This is a genomic window from Paenibacillus segetis, from assembly GCF_014639155.1.
Lineage (GTDB): Bacteria > Bacillota > Bacilli > Paenibacillales > Paenibacillaceae > Fontibacillus > Fontibacillus segetis.
On sequence record NZ_BMFT01000001.1, the window covers coordinates 2,130,525 to 2,144,836 of the forward strand.

17 protein-coding genes are annotated in these 14,312 nt (G+C 39.8%); all 17 read right to left on the minus strand.

Features of this window, described 5'->3' with window-relative positions:
• Positions 1-27: 27 nt before the first annotated feature.
• Complete coding sequence (locus tag IEW05_RS09895) at positions 28-1,029, minus strand: sensor histidine kinase (RefSeq protein ID WP_188538198.1); 1,002 nt, start codon at positions 1,027-1,029, stop codon at positions 28-30.
• A 1-nt stretch (position 1,030) separates the two neighbouring features.
• Positions 1,031-1,714: a response regulator transcription factor gene (locus tag IEW05_RS09900; RefSeq protein ID WP_188538201.1), complete on the minus strand. Its 684-nt coding sequence runs from the start codon at positions 1,712-1,714 to the stop codon at positions 1,031-1,033.
• Between the two features lie 497 nt (positions 1,715-2,211).
• Entirely contained in the window at positions 2,212-2,799 is a 588-nt protein-coding gene (locus IEW05_RS09905; protein ID WP_188538203.1) for a hypothetical protein, read from the minus strand.
• Positions 2,796-3,287 carry a DUF5643 domain-containing protein gene (locus IEW05_RS09910; protein WP_188538205.1) on the minus strand — a complete coding sequence of 164 codons (492 nt, stop codon included), beginning with the start codon at positions 3,285-3,287 and terminating at the stop codon, positions 2,796-2,798. Before IEW05_RS09910 ends, IEW05_RS09905 begins: the two co-directional genes overlap by 4 nt.
• 188 nt (positions 3,288-3,475) lie before the next feature.
• Positions 3,476-4,609 (minus strand): cation:proton antiporter, encoded by a 1,134-nt coding sequence (locus IEW05_RS09915; RefSeq protein WP_188538207.1) that lies wholly within the window; start codon positions 4,607-4,609, stop codon positions 3,476-3,478.
• A 401-nt stretch (positions 4,610-5,010) separates the two neighbouring features.
• Positions 5,011-5,211 carry a hypothetical protein gene (locus IEW05_RS09920; protein ID WP_188538209.1) on the minus strand — a complete coding sequence of 67 codons (201 nt, stop codon included), beginning with the start codon at positions 5,209-5,211 and terminating at the stop codon, positions 5,011-5,013.
• Complete coding sequence (locus IEW05_RS09925; RefSeq protein WP_188538212.1) at positions 5,208-6,617, minus strand: sensor histidine kinase; 1,410 nt, start codon at positions 6,615-6,617, stop codon at positions 5,208-5,210. Before IEW05_RS09925 ends, IEW05_RS09920 begins: the two co-directional genes overlap by 4 nt.
• Positions 6,604-7,323 (minus strand): response regulator transcription factor, encoded by a 720-nt coding sequence (locus IEW05_RS09930; RefSeq protein WP_188538213.1) that lies wholly within the window; start codon positions 7,321-7,323, stop codon positions 6,604-6,606. Before IEW05_RS09930 ends, IEW05_RS09925 begins: the two co-directional genes overlap by 14 nt.
• Before the next feature lie 165 nt (positions 7,324-7,488).
• Entirely contained in the window at positions 7,489-8,694 is a 1,206-nt protein-coding gene (locus tag IEW05_RS09935; protein WP_188538215.1) for a cell wall-binding repeat-containing protein, read from the minus strand.
• 190 nt (positions 8,695-8,884) lie between these two features.
• On the minus strand, positions 8,885-9,712 hold the full coding sequence (locus IEW05_RS09940) for an SDR family oxidoreductase (protein ID WP_188538217.1): 828 nt from the start codon (positions 9,710-9,712) through the stop codon (positions 8,885-8,887).
• 57 nt (positions 9,713-9,769) lie between these two features.
• Entirely contained in the window at positions 9,770-10,297 is a 528-nt protein-coding gene (locus IEW05_RS09945; RefSeq protein ID WP_188538219.1) for a PadR family transcriptional regulator, read from the minus strand.
• A 182-nt stretch (positions 10,298-10,479) separates the two neighbouring features.
• The gene (locus IEW05_RS09950; RefSeq protein WP_188538221.1) at positions 10,480-10,797 is read right to left on the minus strand and encodes a thioredoxin family protein; all 318 of its coding nucleotides are present in this window, start codon (positions 10,795-10,797) and stop codon (positions 10,480-10,482) included.
• A gap of 72 nt (positions 10,798-10,869) precedes the next feature.
• Positions 10,870-11,256: a rhodanese-like domain-containing protein gene (locus IEW05_RS09955; protein WP_188538223.1), complete on the minus strand. Its 387-nt coding sequence runs from the start codon at positions 11,254-11,256 to the stop codon at positions 10,870-10,872.
• 47 nt (positions 11,257-11,303) lie between these two features.
• Complete coding sequence (locus tag IEW05_RS09960) at positions 11,304-11,663, minus strand: rhodanese-like domain-containing protein (RefSeq protein WP_188538225.1); 360 nt, start codon at positions 11,661-11,663, stop codon at positions 11,304-11,306.
• Positions 11,664-11,680: 17 nt separating this feature from the next.
• Complete coding sequence (locus IEW05_RS09965; RefSeq protein ID WP_188538227.1) at positions 11,681-11,992, minus strand: rhodanese-like domain-containing protein; 312 nt, start codon at positions 11,990-11,992, stop codon at positions 11,681-11,683.
• 34 nt (positions 11,993-12,026) lie between these two features.
• Complete coding sequence (locus tag IEW05_RS09970; protein WP_188538229.1) at positions 12,027-12,293, minus strand: metal-sensitive transcriptional regulator; 267 nt, start codon at positions 12,291-12,293, stop codon at positions 12,027-12,029.
• Positions 12,294-12,471: 178 nt separating this feature from the next.
• A complete protein-coding gene (locus IEW05_RS09975) occupies positions 12,472-14,301 on the minus strand; it encodes a UbiD family decarboxylase (protein WP_188538231.1) in 1,830 nt (609 codons plus the stop codon).
• Positions 14,302-14,312 lie beyond the last annotated feature (11 nt).

Here is a 14,312-nt window from a genome sequence, read left to right on the forward strand (position 1 = left end):
CAGTATAGTCACTTAAGCAACCTATCGTTAAATAACTTGTTTATAAAACTTAATAACAAATTCGGTTCCCTTCCCTATTTCACTTCTCACATCAATAGCACCATGTTGACTTGTGATAATACTGTGTGCCAGAGCAAGTCCTATACCGACGCTCTCCTCACTCGCATTCTTTCCTTTATAGAATCGTTTGAAAATATAAGGCAAGTCTCCTTTGGGAATTCCTTTGCCAATATCAGCAATTATAATCTGTGTAAACAGGGCGTTCTCATGATAGGAAATTGAAATTTTCCCACCTACTCCCGTGTGTTCAACGCAGTTTTTTAGAATATTAATGATAGCCTCTGTTGTCCAATTAAGATCACCCATAAAAGATACGTTTTGCTCGCCTTCTATAGAGAGCGATTGCTCTTTAATGTCCATCGGAATGAGGACAGGAACTAGTGATTTCTGTATAAGCATGTCTACTGCTACCTGACTATGTTTAAATTGTGCTGTTCCTGCGTCAATTTTTGAGAACTTTAATAAAGAGGATACAAGCCAACCGATCCGCTCTAACTGGGTACGAATATTGTGTGTAAATTCGGTTCTTTTCTCAGCCGGTAGGTCTGTATCACTTAGTAGATCTGCCAACATGGTCATGGAGGTTAGCGGGGTTTTGAGCTGATGGGATATATCAGAAATCGCATTTGTAAGCTTGTCTTTATCATGTTGTAACAATGAACTCTGCTCAGATAACATGAGGGTTACTTTGTATATTTCATTCTTCAGAATACTAAGTTCGCCTTCCTGATTATCACGAACATCTAGCGAATAATCTCCTCCGATAATTTGGCGCAAATAACCGGATAGTTTCTCAATCTCACGGTATCTCCATCTCGTAAAAACAACACAGCAGCCGATAAGCAATACTGAGGAAATGATGATGAGTAGGACAGCAACTGTCGATATCATAGCTGCAATCGCAACCGCTATAAGACTGATCACGGACATGATTAGTAGAACCATCCGGTACTCTCGATTACGCAGCATATTAATCACCAACCTTATAGCCTAAACCACGCACTGTTTTGATGATCGTAGGTTCTTGCGGATTATCCTCTAGCTTTTCCCGCAACCTTTTGATGTACACAGTTAATGTATTATCGTTCACGAAGTCTCCTGCCACATCCCAAATTTGTTCTAGCAACTGATTTCTTGAAAGGATTTGTCCAATATGATTTGCGAAAATAAGTAATAAACGATACTCTAGCGCGGTCATAGAGATCTCTTCGTCATGCTTATAAACCTTACCTTCCAGTGTATTAATCCGCACATGATCTAGTTCAATCGTTGATTTAATCGGGCTCTGTTTATGGTATCTCCGCAAGACCGATTTAATCCGCGAGAGTAGCTCCCGTATCCGGAAAGGTTTTGTTATATAATCATCTGCACCCATATCAAGTCCCATCACGACATTAACTTCATCATCAATCGCCGTCAGAAAAATAACGGGAATATCGCTACGTTCTTTCACTAACTTACACAATTCATATCCACTTCCATCTGGTAAGGATAGATCAAATATACATAAAGTGAATTGCGCTAAATCTTCTGATAACACTTGTTTCGCGGATGTTGCATCATGGCAAAGCACCGTTTCAAATTGGTCTTGTTGCAGTGAATATTCAAGCCCAGAGGCAATCGTCTTATCGTCTTCCACCAGCAAAATTTTCATTTGATGACCATCCTAACTAATTTACTTTGTAAGAAACTGAAGTGTAGATGAGCGCTACCATGACGGATTATTCTTCCGAGGGCAAAGGCGAACGCTAACACTTCTTCAGAACAATTCCGCCCTCTCCACTCTGCATATTAGCAAGTACTAAATATGATTGTTGTGCAAATCTAATAATAATTTTTAATTGTATCATAATGACTAGTATTCCCATATTACAATTCAGGGGAACAACAAAAAACCGCCTCTAAGCAATTGGATTGCGCCTAAGGCAGTTGATCTAAAATATGACGTAAGGTTGACAAGAACCCGTGTACCAGTGGAATTTTGGAGGAATGTGGACAAGCGAAGCGTTCGCCTTTAAATGAGAATTTCTACCACTATAATCATGTATTTAGGAAATTCTCATTTAACAGCGATGGTAACATCCTCCAATATGTAACGATACTTCCTGTTTTATTTTGTCAAGCGTCGATTTATTAGTTTTGAGCCCTTTTCTAATTCAGTTTTTGCTCATATCGAACCTTGCCTTCTCGATCTAACCCTTGGATGGATACCCAATTTGAGTTAAGGTCTTTATCGTTCCATATGAATAGGAACATTTGATCATCGTTAATGTCCTGACTCATAGAGGCAGGCGTTCTTACATCACTATCGTCACCATTCAGAGTCAATGTGTTCAATACAACGGAGGTAATTTCCGGATCAGTTACATACCCATAAAACTGTGCAAGACTAAGTTTCTTATCACGGCTCGTGATGCCCCAGTTATAAGTGAGGGACTTACTACTGTCAATCTTCATGCCAGCAACTCCCCCACCTGGATACCAACCAAGTCCTTGCTTAATAACGGTATCGGCTGAGAACCAATCTTTGTATACTCCTAAATAAACGGTTGTGTTATCGTCAAAATGAACTTCCCTCACGATCTTCGATGGCCCATAATGATAGCTTCTTTCGGAAAGTTCATGTGCCTTCATTGGAGTTAAACTACCGAAATAGGCGTCATCTAGTCTGAAGAACAGGAACACCAAGACAATAGCAATACACCATTCCACGATAACAATTATCGTCTTCTTGCTCATTGCCCCTCACCATCCTTCGTCAGGGGAATCTCATATGTTGCATGCCGATCATACCAATCATATTTAATGGTAATATTCCCTGATGGATCTTTCAATTCGTCAAAATTGATATAACCCGTTGCACCCCAGTGATTTCCACTACTGCTGCCACTGTGCATGGTTAGTTCTTCACCATTAGAAGTAACTATCTTAATCGCTGATTCAGCAAAAGACCATCCACCCGGATCTTGCTTCTTTATTGAATATTCGAGCACGGTTTGTTTAGGTGTAGAATATAATTTCTTCAGCGTAAATTTGTCCCCATCCATATCCATGGTTTTATTAATTACGAACTTGTTGACGGGTCCATCCTGCTCCAATGATGTGATGAATGCTTTATCATTACTGTTCCAAGGAATCAGATTAATTGCTTCTATGATTAGTAAGATACCGAATATAACAATGACTACTCTCCTAATGATTGTTGCTATCATTTTAAGACTTTTCACGAATCAGACTCCTTTCAGTTGTATCTTGTTGTTATATGATACCACAATTAACCAAAGTGGTTTTGAGTTAAGTGAAATGAAAAGACCAGTCAGAACACATTTCCTAAGTGTTTTGACTGGTCCTTCATACTTTGTATTGGCTTGATATGACTCCTTATTTTCAAGAAAATTAGACTTTAATTATCCTCCTATTCCCGGAAGAAATTTTTCAAAAGTGGCGGTGTCACTAATGTTGTGATGATGACCATAATGATTACAGAGGTAAAATATTGCGGTAATAATAAACCGGCCTGTAGACCTGTTGCGGCGATAATTAAGGCTACCTCACCTCTGCTTACCATTCCGGAACCGATAATAAGTGAAGATTTCGAATTAAAACCGGTTAACCGTGCACCCGTCCATCCTCCTAATAACTTGGTTACGCAAGCAACAATTGTGATGACGATTAAGAACCACCACTGTTGACCTAGCCCCTCGAATGATACATTGAGACCAATACTAACAAAGAATACGGGTACAAAAATGGAGTAAGCAATTGGTTCGATTTTTTCTTCGACCGTGTGTTTATAATTCGTTTGTGAGATCGCGATCCCAGCAGCAAAGGCGCCGATAATTCCTGCCATCCCTAAATACTCTGCAAAGTACGCAAATCCAAAACAAATAAATAAGGCGGCTGAGATAAGTGCTTCCGTAACTTTTAAAGGTGCCATCCATTTCATAACCTTTGGAACGACATACCAACCTGCAAAGAAAGCAACGACGAAGAACAGGACTTTTTTACCGATTAAGAGACCAATAGAAATGTCATTGCCAGTTCCAACTATACTCATCATCACCGCAAGAAGGATGACAACAAGTACATCATCGATCACAGCTGCGCCCAGAATCGTAGTTCCTTCTCTTGAGTTCAACTTATTCATTTCCTTTAGTACTTGTACGGATATACTAACTGAGGTTGCGCAGAATATTACACCGAAGAACAAGGCGTAGTTCTGATCAAATCCAAATGCAAGTGCAGTACTATAACCCCCAAAGAAGGGAACGATAATTCCACCAACAGCTACTGCAAATGCAGACTTCCAATTTTTCTTCAGTTGCTCTAGATCCGTTTCTAAACCTGCGATAAACATTAAGAGAAGTACACCGATCTCTGAAAGTTCATCAATAAAGCTACTATTACCAATCCAACCAAGCACCGCGGGTCCTAATATAATACCGACGATTAGTTTACCAAGTACAGCCGGTTGACCAATACGTACGGATAAATCTCCTGCAACCTTCGTAAAAAATATAATTAATACTAAGTAAAGAATGAATTCCATGAACAAACCTCCAGATGTTATTGTATTGTTATTGTGTCCTGAAAATTAACAATCATGACCTCCCTTTTCATAATTTTTGAGCTCCCAGTTGTCTATTTTAGGACAAAAAAATAGAAGGAGCCCTTGGTGACTGGCTCCTCCTAATTACAATTACAAATATGCTGTTGTTAATTATGATACACAATAATTAATTTATATGCAAGTGATATAGTGAGTTATGTCACTCGCGAACAATTAGTCCTAACGGATTCATAATTTGGAAGTGAGTTCTAATTTTTTATATCTCCTAGGTGAAAGAACAATGGCTGAATCATCGGTATACAAACGGTATCTCTGGGGTTTATGGATTATGGTTATTCCAATACTTAAACCAATCATTCCCCAAATGGAATCCCTTTTTATCAACGTTTTCGTTTCTTCATAATCAAATAATATATAAGGGCAATGAAGCCAACGACTATAAATACCGCTATACAATAAGGTCCCATGGTACGTCCAAATTGGGAAAATGATATCTCACCAAAAGAATTAGCCGAAACAAGTAAACACATCAACCCCATACCTATAACGAATATCGCCAGAACCCATTCGATTCTCCTCATGCTGGTTCCTCCTGTTCGTCTCGAACAAACCTGATTTCAAACCTGGTACCCTGACCAATGGTACTGGTAACTAGCAACTCTCCACCCTGTAGTTCAATGAGCTTCTTGGCGATGGAAAGTCCTAACCCCGTTCCCCCATGTTGCCTGGATCGAGATTTCTCCACCCTATAAAAGCGGTCAAAGATGAACGGAACCTCGTCATCCGGAATACCTATTCCCGTATCTTCTACTGCTATGTATACAAAACCTGATTCCTCTTTTAAATAGACATTGATTTCACCTTTTTCCGTGTAGCGAACTGCATTTTCCAATAAATTAATCAGAACTTGCTCCGTACGTAGTCCATCCCCATAGATCAAAGGAACAACTCTACTTATATGAGTATTCAATTGTAATCCTTTTTCATTCGCTTTTAACTGAATCTTGCGTACCGCATTATCTGTGATCTCCGTAAGATCCATCCATTCTAAAGAAAGGCTAATCTTTCCTTCCTCCATCTTCGCTAATTCAAATAAATCATTCACTAAACGCTGTAAACGTTGGGATTCTTGGTGGATAATATCCAGATACTGATCTCTTTCAGCTTCCGTGTCATATAATCGATCCTTGATTACTTTAGAATATCCTTCTAGATACGTAATGGGAGTCCGTAGCTCATGGGATATATTCGCAAAAAATTCCTGTCTGGTATCCCGGTATCTTTGTAGGTCTTCTGCTAGGTTATTAATCGCCTCAGCCAAGGATCCAATTTCATCATTGCTGTTAATACTCAATCTAGCATCGAAATCACCCACGGCGATTTTGCGTGTCACATCCCGCATCTGTATCAACGGTCTCGAGAGAATTTGTGCGATGATCCATATGATCCCAAGCGCTAATAGGAATGCGCCGATTCCAGAGAGAACTAATAATTTGCGGATCGCAGCAATCGAGTCATCCATATGTTTCGTCGACGATAATACATACAGCGAAGAAGTGACGTTCTGTCCGCCTTCGGTAGGTATGGGCCTTGCAGCTACGAAGTAACGTTCCCCCGCCTTATTTGTATATTCAAGACTTACCGTCTTGCCTGAAAAAAGAGTCTTCACATCCCCTGAACGAATAAAAGATGTATCCGATGGATCGATTTCCCCTGAATGAGCTTGAATATTTCCCTTGTCATCAATATATACAATACTCACATTTGAAAAATCGGCGAACTTAAGTAACATCGTATCTGTTGAGACATTTGGCGATTCTGTCATCATCGTAAAATGTGTAGTTAGTTCATCGACTTCTGTTCGCATTTCAGTATTATAAAAATTCGTAAACATGCGATCAATGGCCAAACCAAGTGAGGTCAGGACAAGCACAAATACAGTCAAAATAACAAGTCCAAGCTTAAGTCCAATCCTATTCCTTATCACTCAGTACACCACCTCGATTAAACTTATATCCTACCCCCCATACAGTTTGAATCGGATTATATGGAAGCCCTGCCTTTTGCGTCTTATCTCGAATGTTCTTAATATGCGTATCAATAACACGGAAATCTCCTACATGTTCATACCCCCACAACAAGCTCACAAGTTCTTCTCTGTTAAATACCCGTTGCGGACTCTTCGCAAATTCCAGGATCAAATCGAATTCTTTTTGCGTGAAATCTACAAGCTCATCTTGAATATAAACTTCACGAGCTTCAGGAAAAATTCTAATTCCGTCAAAATCCACTGTCGTTTCTTGTTGTTGAATAGAGAAATGTGTTATAGCTGACCGTCGAATGATGGAGTAGACCCGGGCAATAAATTCTTCAGGTTCGAAAGGTTTGGTTAGATAATCATCAGCACCAATTCCCAGTCCATACACCTTGTCTTTCGTTTCTGAGCGGGCCGTCAGCATCAGTATGGCTACCTGATCCTGCTCGCGGATCGCTTTACATACCTGCCATCCATCCATATCTGGTAACATAACGTCTAATATAATAATGTCAAAAGCATGCTTTCCCGCCAGAGATAAAGCTTCATGCCCGTTAGATGCCTCTTTTACTTCAAATCCTTCCTTGGTTAAATAGATCCGTAATAAATTCCGCATATTCCATTCATCATCTACCACTAAGACTTGAAGTTTTGACACACGAACACCTTCCCTTAACCTTTATTACAAATAACAACTTTCGTTCCATACATTATAACTTAAAAAATAAACATCTTCAGCGAGCAGCCAATCTACTTAACTGAAAAAGAAAACACGATTCAATTGAACCGTGCTTCTTTCTCCTACTTACAGTTCAAAATCAAATTAGTGATGCATACCCGGCATGTTCTCATGTCCTTCTCCCGATTTAGATACGATTTCAAGCATGTTGTCGATTTCTCCTTGTCCCTTTAGACTAATCGAATCTTCAGACCCTATCAACCAAGCGTGATTATAAGGCCCTTCTGTTGGTGACAGCTCAAATTTCGGTTGCAGAGACATTACATAATTCATAACCGATTCAGGCATGGCGTCTTTGCTCGTCCAGAGCAGTGGAGCATGTTTTCCTAAATGGGAAAATGGAGCGCCCGCTATAGCCAAGGTAGGTGAATCGGAACTGACGAACGAGAAGTTGTGTCCCGGTGTTGTGATTCCCCATCCAAAGCCAGTGTTATTATCTTTAAATTGTGCAAAAGCTATAGCATTTGCGTAAGGGTCTTTCCCTGATATCCTTACGGTATTACCGTATTGTTGTAGTTCCTTCTCAACTTTAGCCGTGATCACGGACTCTGGTCCAAGGATATAAATATTGGCGTTGCCATCTCTCGTTTGGAGAGCTTCAATGGTCTCCTGTGGAACTTCATCCTTTTTCACGTAAAGTAATGGCTCAGGCATATGTGCGATCCAATTGATCGCAGGCATGGTGTATTCTTGACTCTCCATAGATCCAATGATCACAGAAGAGGGATTCTCCCCAGCTAAATTCGTGTAATAAGCATCTATAGCCTTGGCTAAGGCAGCTGGATTGTCACCCGTCACCTTATCGATCTTGAACCCAAGGTCTTTAGCTTGATCCTCAACCTTTTGATCCAGATCACCAACGAGGATCACCTGAACCCCGTTGTTGATTTCCACTCCTTTAGGCTGAAGACGATTAATTTCATTGACTGTAGTGGATGGAATTCCATCCTTAGTCACGAACAAGATCGGTCCATTGCTCGGATGATGGATTAAATCGGCACTAGCCACCGCGTTTTGCCAGTTATTGGGATCGGTAAGAATAATACTTCCCGGTCGGTTGTCCTTACTTGTCGCCATCCATAGCGATTGAGACGTAATCACCGCGGCTTCCACAGGATCGCTTGTATTTACCCGGGTCGTGTTCTTTGATGAAATCCACGGTTTCACAACTTGCTCTGCACTCACATTGGTTTGTTGTCCAGAGTCGGTAGATTTGTTATTGCTCGTACATGCTGATAATACAAACACAGCAGCAAGTGTTACTACACCAACTTTAAAAGCCTTTTTCATAAATCTCCCTCCTCCTGTTTCCTTATGAGTTTTCAAATTCAGTGACATCTAACACAGTTTAACCCTCAATTTTGTGGAAACTGTGTGGTTATATAGGAATTCGCAAGCACTTTTATAAATTAAAAAGCACGTACCGATGAAGATTCGGTACGCACTGCAACAAATATACGACTAATTTGATTTGCTTTGGTTACGCTTGATTAAGAAAATGCTGCGTTATATTTCGCAAATACTCTTCATCATCACAATCTTCCTTCATTTGGATGAGCATCTTGGCGTCATTACCAACAACATATCGGAATTGGCTTGTACCATCAGTTGCTGCTTGAAATATAGCTTCAGCGACAAGTTCTGGGGGAGAGGCATAGGTTGGGGATTTTTCCATCTCAGACAATTTCCCCAAAAATGCAGTTGTAAACTGTTTATAGTCCGTTGGTGAATCATCAAAAAAGAACTCCATCGATCTTCCGCCAAAGTCCGTATGTATAGCTCCTGGTTCAATCAATTTTACTTTTATGTTTTGTGATAACAACTCATAAGATAATGATTCAGAAAATCCCTCAACCGCAAATTTAGTTGAATGATACAGAGACATGGTAGGAAAGGTAACTATACCTCCCATAGATGAAATATTAATTAGCATTCCCTCTTGATTAGATCTGAAATGCGGCAGCATCGCTTTAGTCATACTGATCAAGCCAAAAACGTTCACTTCAAATTGCCTTCTAATCTGCTCATCCGTAGCTGCTTCAAGAATTCCCATTGTTCCATAACCAGCATTATTGAGAAGAACGTCAATTTTCCCAAAATGTTGGATAGATTCGGCTACCGCATTTTGAATCGTTTCTTTTTTCTCGACATCAAGCTTGAGCACCAACACATTATTTAATGGTATGAATTCAGCTTCTTTTTCCGGTGTTCGCATGGTTGCAACTACATTCCATCCTTTTTCTGCAAAGTGTCTGACTGCAGCTCTCCCAATTCCTGATGAAGCACCCGTGATAAATATTGTTTTCATTTTATAATTCCTCCCCTAAAGTTTGTTAGCATTAATTTAATTAACACTGCTCTTCTTCTATTGAGCTAACTTCTCTATGCTTAACAATCCTTGGGCGATAGTCTCAAGTTTAGCCTTATATTCATTGATCCCAATCTGGATACATATGATCTGAGCTGGATGCATTTCATCTCGATGAAGCGAATACCTCTCACTTAATTGATTTAAATTACTTTGTGCTTGCTCCTGTACTTGCTTTAACCATGTAATCACTTTGTCATACCCAACAAATTCACCGAAGTAAAGCCTCATCATAAAATCCGACTTTTTAGTACTATCTTCTTCCAGTGGCCCAAGTAAATAATCTTTAAAACACTCTCGTCCTTTATCCGTAATGTTTAAAACATTTTTGTTAGGCTTCCCCTCCTGAAGTACACTTTCCTTTGTGATCAACCCCTCCTTCTCAAGACGAGTAAGTGTGGGATAGATCGTTCCATAACTTGAACCATAGAAATATGAGAAAACATCTTCTAACAACTGTTTTATCTCGTAACCAGTCAACGACTCTTTCATAAGCATGCCTAAAATAACATCCTGACTGTTCAAAAAATAACCTCCATCTGAGTATTTAGAAATAATTGTATATCACAAGTCAAACTATATCAATCTGATATATATCATGTCAATATATACTTTGACTTGTGTTTACTTTTGTACAATGATGAACAATAAAAAAGCACGTACCGATGATTATTCGGTACGTGCTGTGAGCATGGTTGATGTTGATATTATTTTAGAGTATCTAAGTATTCTCTGATCTGAGATGGCGTCTTTGCAAACTTACTGTGTAAATGTGCTAACTTTTCACCATTCTTAAACACCAACAAGCTTGGGATCCCACGCACATCGTATTTACTTGCGAAATCCTCAAATTGTTCTGAATCTACAGCGTAGAAGTGCTTATCATCATGTTCCGTAATGATGTCGCCAATAAAGCGATCTAGATTTTTACAATCAGGACACCAGTTGGCATCAAATTTCATAACCGTGTACACATCTTCATTGATCTTTTCTACAAATTGCTCTGGGGACTCAATTCTCTTCATGTTGTATCTCTCCCTTATTGAAAGTAGGTTTCATTATACATTACAGCTCTTCAAGATGTTATCGCAGATTGCTTAATTAATAATCTTGCCCTTCCAAGAACCTATACCACCCGCAAGTTGATTCAACCTTGTATAACCATTCTTGCGAAGGATAAGTGCGGCATTCTTGCTCCGCATCCCACTTTTGCAATATAAAAAGATATCCTTGTCCTTCGGAATATCACTAATATAATGACTGAACTGGGACAAAGGGAAGTTCATAGCCCCGGGAATAAACCCGCTCTTATACTCACTTGGTTCTCTTACATCAATAAGTACCCGATCAGAAGATTGCTCCATCTCTTTCTGGAAATCTCCAGCTTTCAAAGTTCTTAATCCTTTTGTTGGTCCAAATCGAATATATAGAAAAACAAGTAAAAGAAGAACTACAAAAATGTTATAGAACATTGTACCGTTCATTTATTATCTACCTCGCAACCTGCTTATTTGATCTATCTTCAATCCCATTATGCGCAATATCGCTCATTCATCGCGTACAATGAATGAAACCCATGATTCTTCAAGATCCGTGCAGCTTTCTTGCTTTGGTATCGACTTTTAGATAGGATAAGTACTGAATCACCTGAGGATAGTTCTTTTTCCCAAACAAAAGGTAATCGTCCCAAAGATATGTTAATCGAACCTTCTACATGACACTGCTCAAAATCAACCGCATCACGAACATCGAGCATTTTCATCGTCTTGACCTTGTCTGAAGGTTCTTTAAGTATAGATACGTCTACAAAAGTAAGCTGGCGAACGGGCATAAAGATTCTTAATATCCAAATCATGATACTACTTAAAATGAGCAGTAAAACAATAGACATTGTCCGTTTCCTCCACCTTAAACTAATTCATCTGTCCAACTCATAAGTCCGCCTGTCATATTTACAACGTCAAACCCATTTTCACTGAGTAATTCACAGGCGAGTCCACTCCGACCACCACTTCTGCAGACGATGATCATTTCTTGGTTTTTATCTAGTTCATCCATTCTTTCAATCAACTGTCCAAGTGGGATATGTTTTGCACCAGCTATATGACCTTCTACCCATTCAGCTGGTTCTCTTACATCCACAATGATTGGGGATTCTCCATTTTTTAAACGGCTAGCGAGTTCAGAAGTTGAAATTTCTTTCGATATTTGAAATGACATGTATATCTCTCCTAAAGTGTATATGATGTTTAACCTAACGGCTTTTTACCAGTAGCTCAATTGCTTCTTTGACAACCTTGTCTGTATCTCTTCCAGCCTCTTGTTCTTCCAAAATACAATGTTGCAGGTTCTCTGCGACGATTTGAGCCATCGCTTTATCAGAGGCACTTCTAATCGCTGATAATTGACTCACTACATCTTTACAGCACTTACCTTCTTCCATCAGACGAAGGACTCCTCGCACCTGTCCTTCTATTCTTCTAAGGCGTGTCTTCATTTCATTACTGTAATTGTATTCCATAACGTATACCTCCTATCTCTCATAATACGTATACCCCTATGGGTATGATAATATACTCGTTATTAAAGTTTGTCAAATGATTCATCTCCGCATGCAAAAAAAGAACCGCTCGTTTGAGCGATCCTTTTTCGGTAAATATTCTGCAGTAAGATAATCCTTATTTCTTAGTATAAATAAGCTATATTATTCCGCCCAAACTAGCGCCTTTGATAAATAATCGCTCAATATTCTTCTCCACCGTAGGATCGGGGATTAGTGGAGGTGCTTGATGAGGTTTGGTACGGGCATCAATAATCACATTATCGCAAGCCCAATGCTTATTCTCATAGTGGCTGTTCACACCATATATATCATGGGAAGGGTTGCTTCGTGTAAATGTAGCCCAAAGAAAATTATGAATAGTCGCACTCATAAATGAGCTGTCGTCACAAAGAACGATCATCGGACATGATGGAAGCGGTCCTTTGTCATGAATCGCTTTACTGAGGCCTTCTATTTCCTGTGCTTCCTCAGCATAAGTAGTGAATTTAGGCGCTTGAATGACTACAACGCCTGGCATGACTAATTTGGCGTTCTCAAAGCCACGAATATCTTTCAAACTGTCAGGTACTTCTGTACATAATTCTCTCTTCTTGTCTCCATACGCAGCGAAAACAACTTTGCTCCCACTATTGATCCCTGTACCCGAATAATCAAGCGTATCAATTGTCGTATTCGTATAAAAATGAATATCTCGATGCAAATCTAAACGTTCCAAGATATACGTTAAGAAATTTATTTCATGATGTGAATCAATTGGTTGATCCTCTTCTGCCGTTATAAATAAATACTTTGCTAAGCTTAATTGTCCGGTTCCTAATATCCGATTAGCTAAAGTAAGAAGTTCGGCAGGTTGTTTGACTTTCTGATACGGCGTATACCGTTCACTACCAATGGCAAATAGTAGTGGATGTACACCTGCAGCATCGACGGCATGGACTTCTTTTACGCCGGGAATTTCTCCCTTGATGGCATCTCCCGTCAATTCATGAATAAGTTCACCAAATGAAGTATCCTCTTGCGGCGGTCGGCCAACAACTGTAAAAGGCCATATTGCATTGGGTTTGGCATACACTTTATGCACTTTCATGACCGGGAAAGGATGCGTGAGACTGTAATAGCCTAGATGATCACCAAAAGGCCCTTCTGGTTTCGTATCCCCAGGATGGATTTCTCCTGTTATAACAAAATCGGCATCACTACTGATACAGAAACCATCAACGTAGTTATAGCGGAAATTACGCCCAGCAAGCAATCCGGCAACCGTCATTTCACTGAGTCCCTCTGGTAACGGCATGATAGCAGCCAGAGTATGTGCGGGATGGCCACCTACAAAACAGCTTACCTTTAAAGGTTCTCCCCGTTTATTCGCCTTATCCTGATGAACTCCGATACCACGGTGAATCTGATAATGTAATCCAATCTCTTTGTTGAGCTCATATTCATTACCACTTAATTGCATACGATACATGCCTAGATTGGAATTCATAATTCCCGGTTTTTCTGGATCTTCGCTATATACCTGAGGCAATGTGACGAAGGCACCACCATCCATCGGCCAGTGATGTATCAAAGGAAGATCCGAAATTTGAATCTCCTGAGCGGTAACCGGCATGTTTCCAAATTTCTTCAAGGGAAGTGCTTTGAATGCGGCTAACCCATTGCTGATATTCTTAAAGGGATGCTTTACAGCTTTCATAGGGTCATCACGCAGCGCCATGACGTTCTGCACGGACTGCCAAGTATTCCGAAAGATAAACTTACTCCGCTCAATTGTTCCAAAAATATTCGATGCCACGCGAAATTTTGAACCTTTTACATTTTCAAATAACAACGCAGGCCCACCAGCTTCGTACACTTTCATATGAATAGCAGCCATTTCAAGATATGGATCCACTTCTTCACGAATACGAACTAAATGACCATGCTTCTCTAAATCGATGAGACAATCTTCTAAATTGCGATACATTATAGATACGC

Excerpts from the sequence above, each read along its gene's own strand:
- IEW05_RS09895 (WP_188538198.1), bottom strand. The coding sequence starts at position 1,029 with ATGCTGCGTAATCGAGAGTACCGGATGGTTCTACTAATCATGTCCGTG.
- IEW05_RS09900 (WP_188538201.1), bottom strand. The coding sequence starts at position 1,714 with ATGAAAATTTTGCTGGTGGAAGACGATAAGACGATTGCCTCTGGGCTT.
- IEW05_RS09905 (WP_188538203.1), bottom strand. The coding sequence starts at position 2,799 with ATGAGCAAGAAGACGATAATTGTTATCGTGGAATGGTGTATTGCTATT.
- IEW05_RS09915 (WP_188538207.1), bottom strand. The coding sequence starts at position 4,609 with ATGGAATTCATTCTTTACTTAGTATTAATTATATTTTTTACGAAGGTT.
- IEW05_RS09920 (WP_188538209.1), bottom strand. The coding sequence starts at position 5,211 with ATGAGGAGAATCGAATGGGTTCTGGCGATATTCGTTATAGGTATGGGG.
- IEW05_RS09935 (WP_188538215.1), bottom strand. The coding sequence starts at position 8,694 with ATGAAAAAGGCTTTTAAAGTTGGTGTAGTAACACTTGCTGCTGTGTTT.
- IEW05_RS09940 (WP_188538217.1), bottom strand. The coding sequence starts at position 9,712 with ATGAAAACAATATTTATCACGGGTGCTTCATCAGGAATTGGGAGAGCT.
- IEW05_RS09950 (WP_188538221.1), bottom strand. The coding sequence starts at position 10,797 with ATGAAGAGAATTGAGTCCCCAGAGCAATTTGTAGAAAAGATCAATGAA.
- IEW05_RS09955 (WP_188538223.1), bottom strand. The coding sequence starts at position 11,256 with ATGAACGGTACAATGTTCTATAACATTTTTGTAGTTCTTCTTTTACTT.
- IEW05_RS09960 (WP_188538225.1), bottom strand. The coding sequence starts at position 11,663 with ATGTCTATTGTTTTACTGCTCATTTTAAGTAGTATCATGATTTGGATA.
- IEW05_RS09965 (WP_188538227.1), bottom strand. The coding sequence starts at position 11,992 with ATGTCATTTCAAATATCGAAAGAAATTTCAACTTCTGAACTCGCTAGC.
- IEW05_RS09970 (WP_188538229.1), bottom strand. The coding sequence starts at position 12,293 with ATGGAATACAATTACAGTAATGAAATGAAGACACGCCTTAGAAGAATA.
- IEW05_RS09975 (WP_188538231.1), bottom strand. The coding sequence starts at position 14,301 with ATGTATCGCAATTTAGAAGATTGTCTCATCGATTTAGAGAAGCATGGT.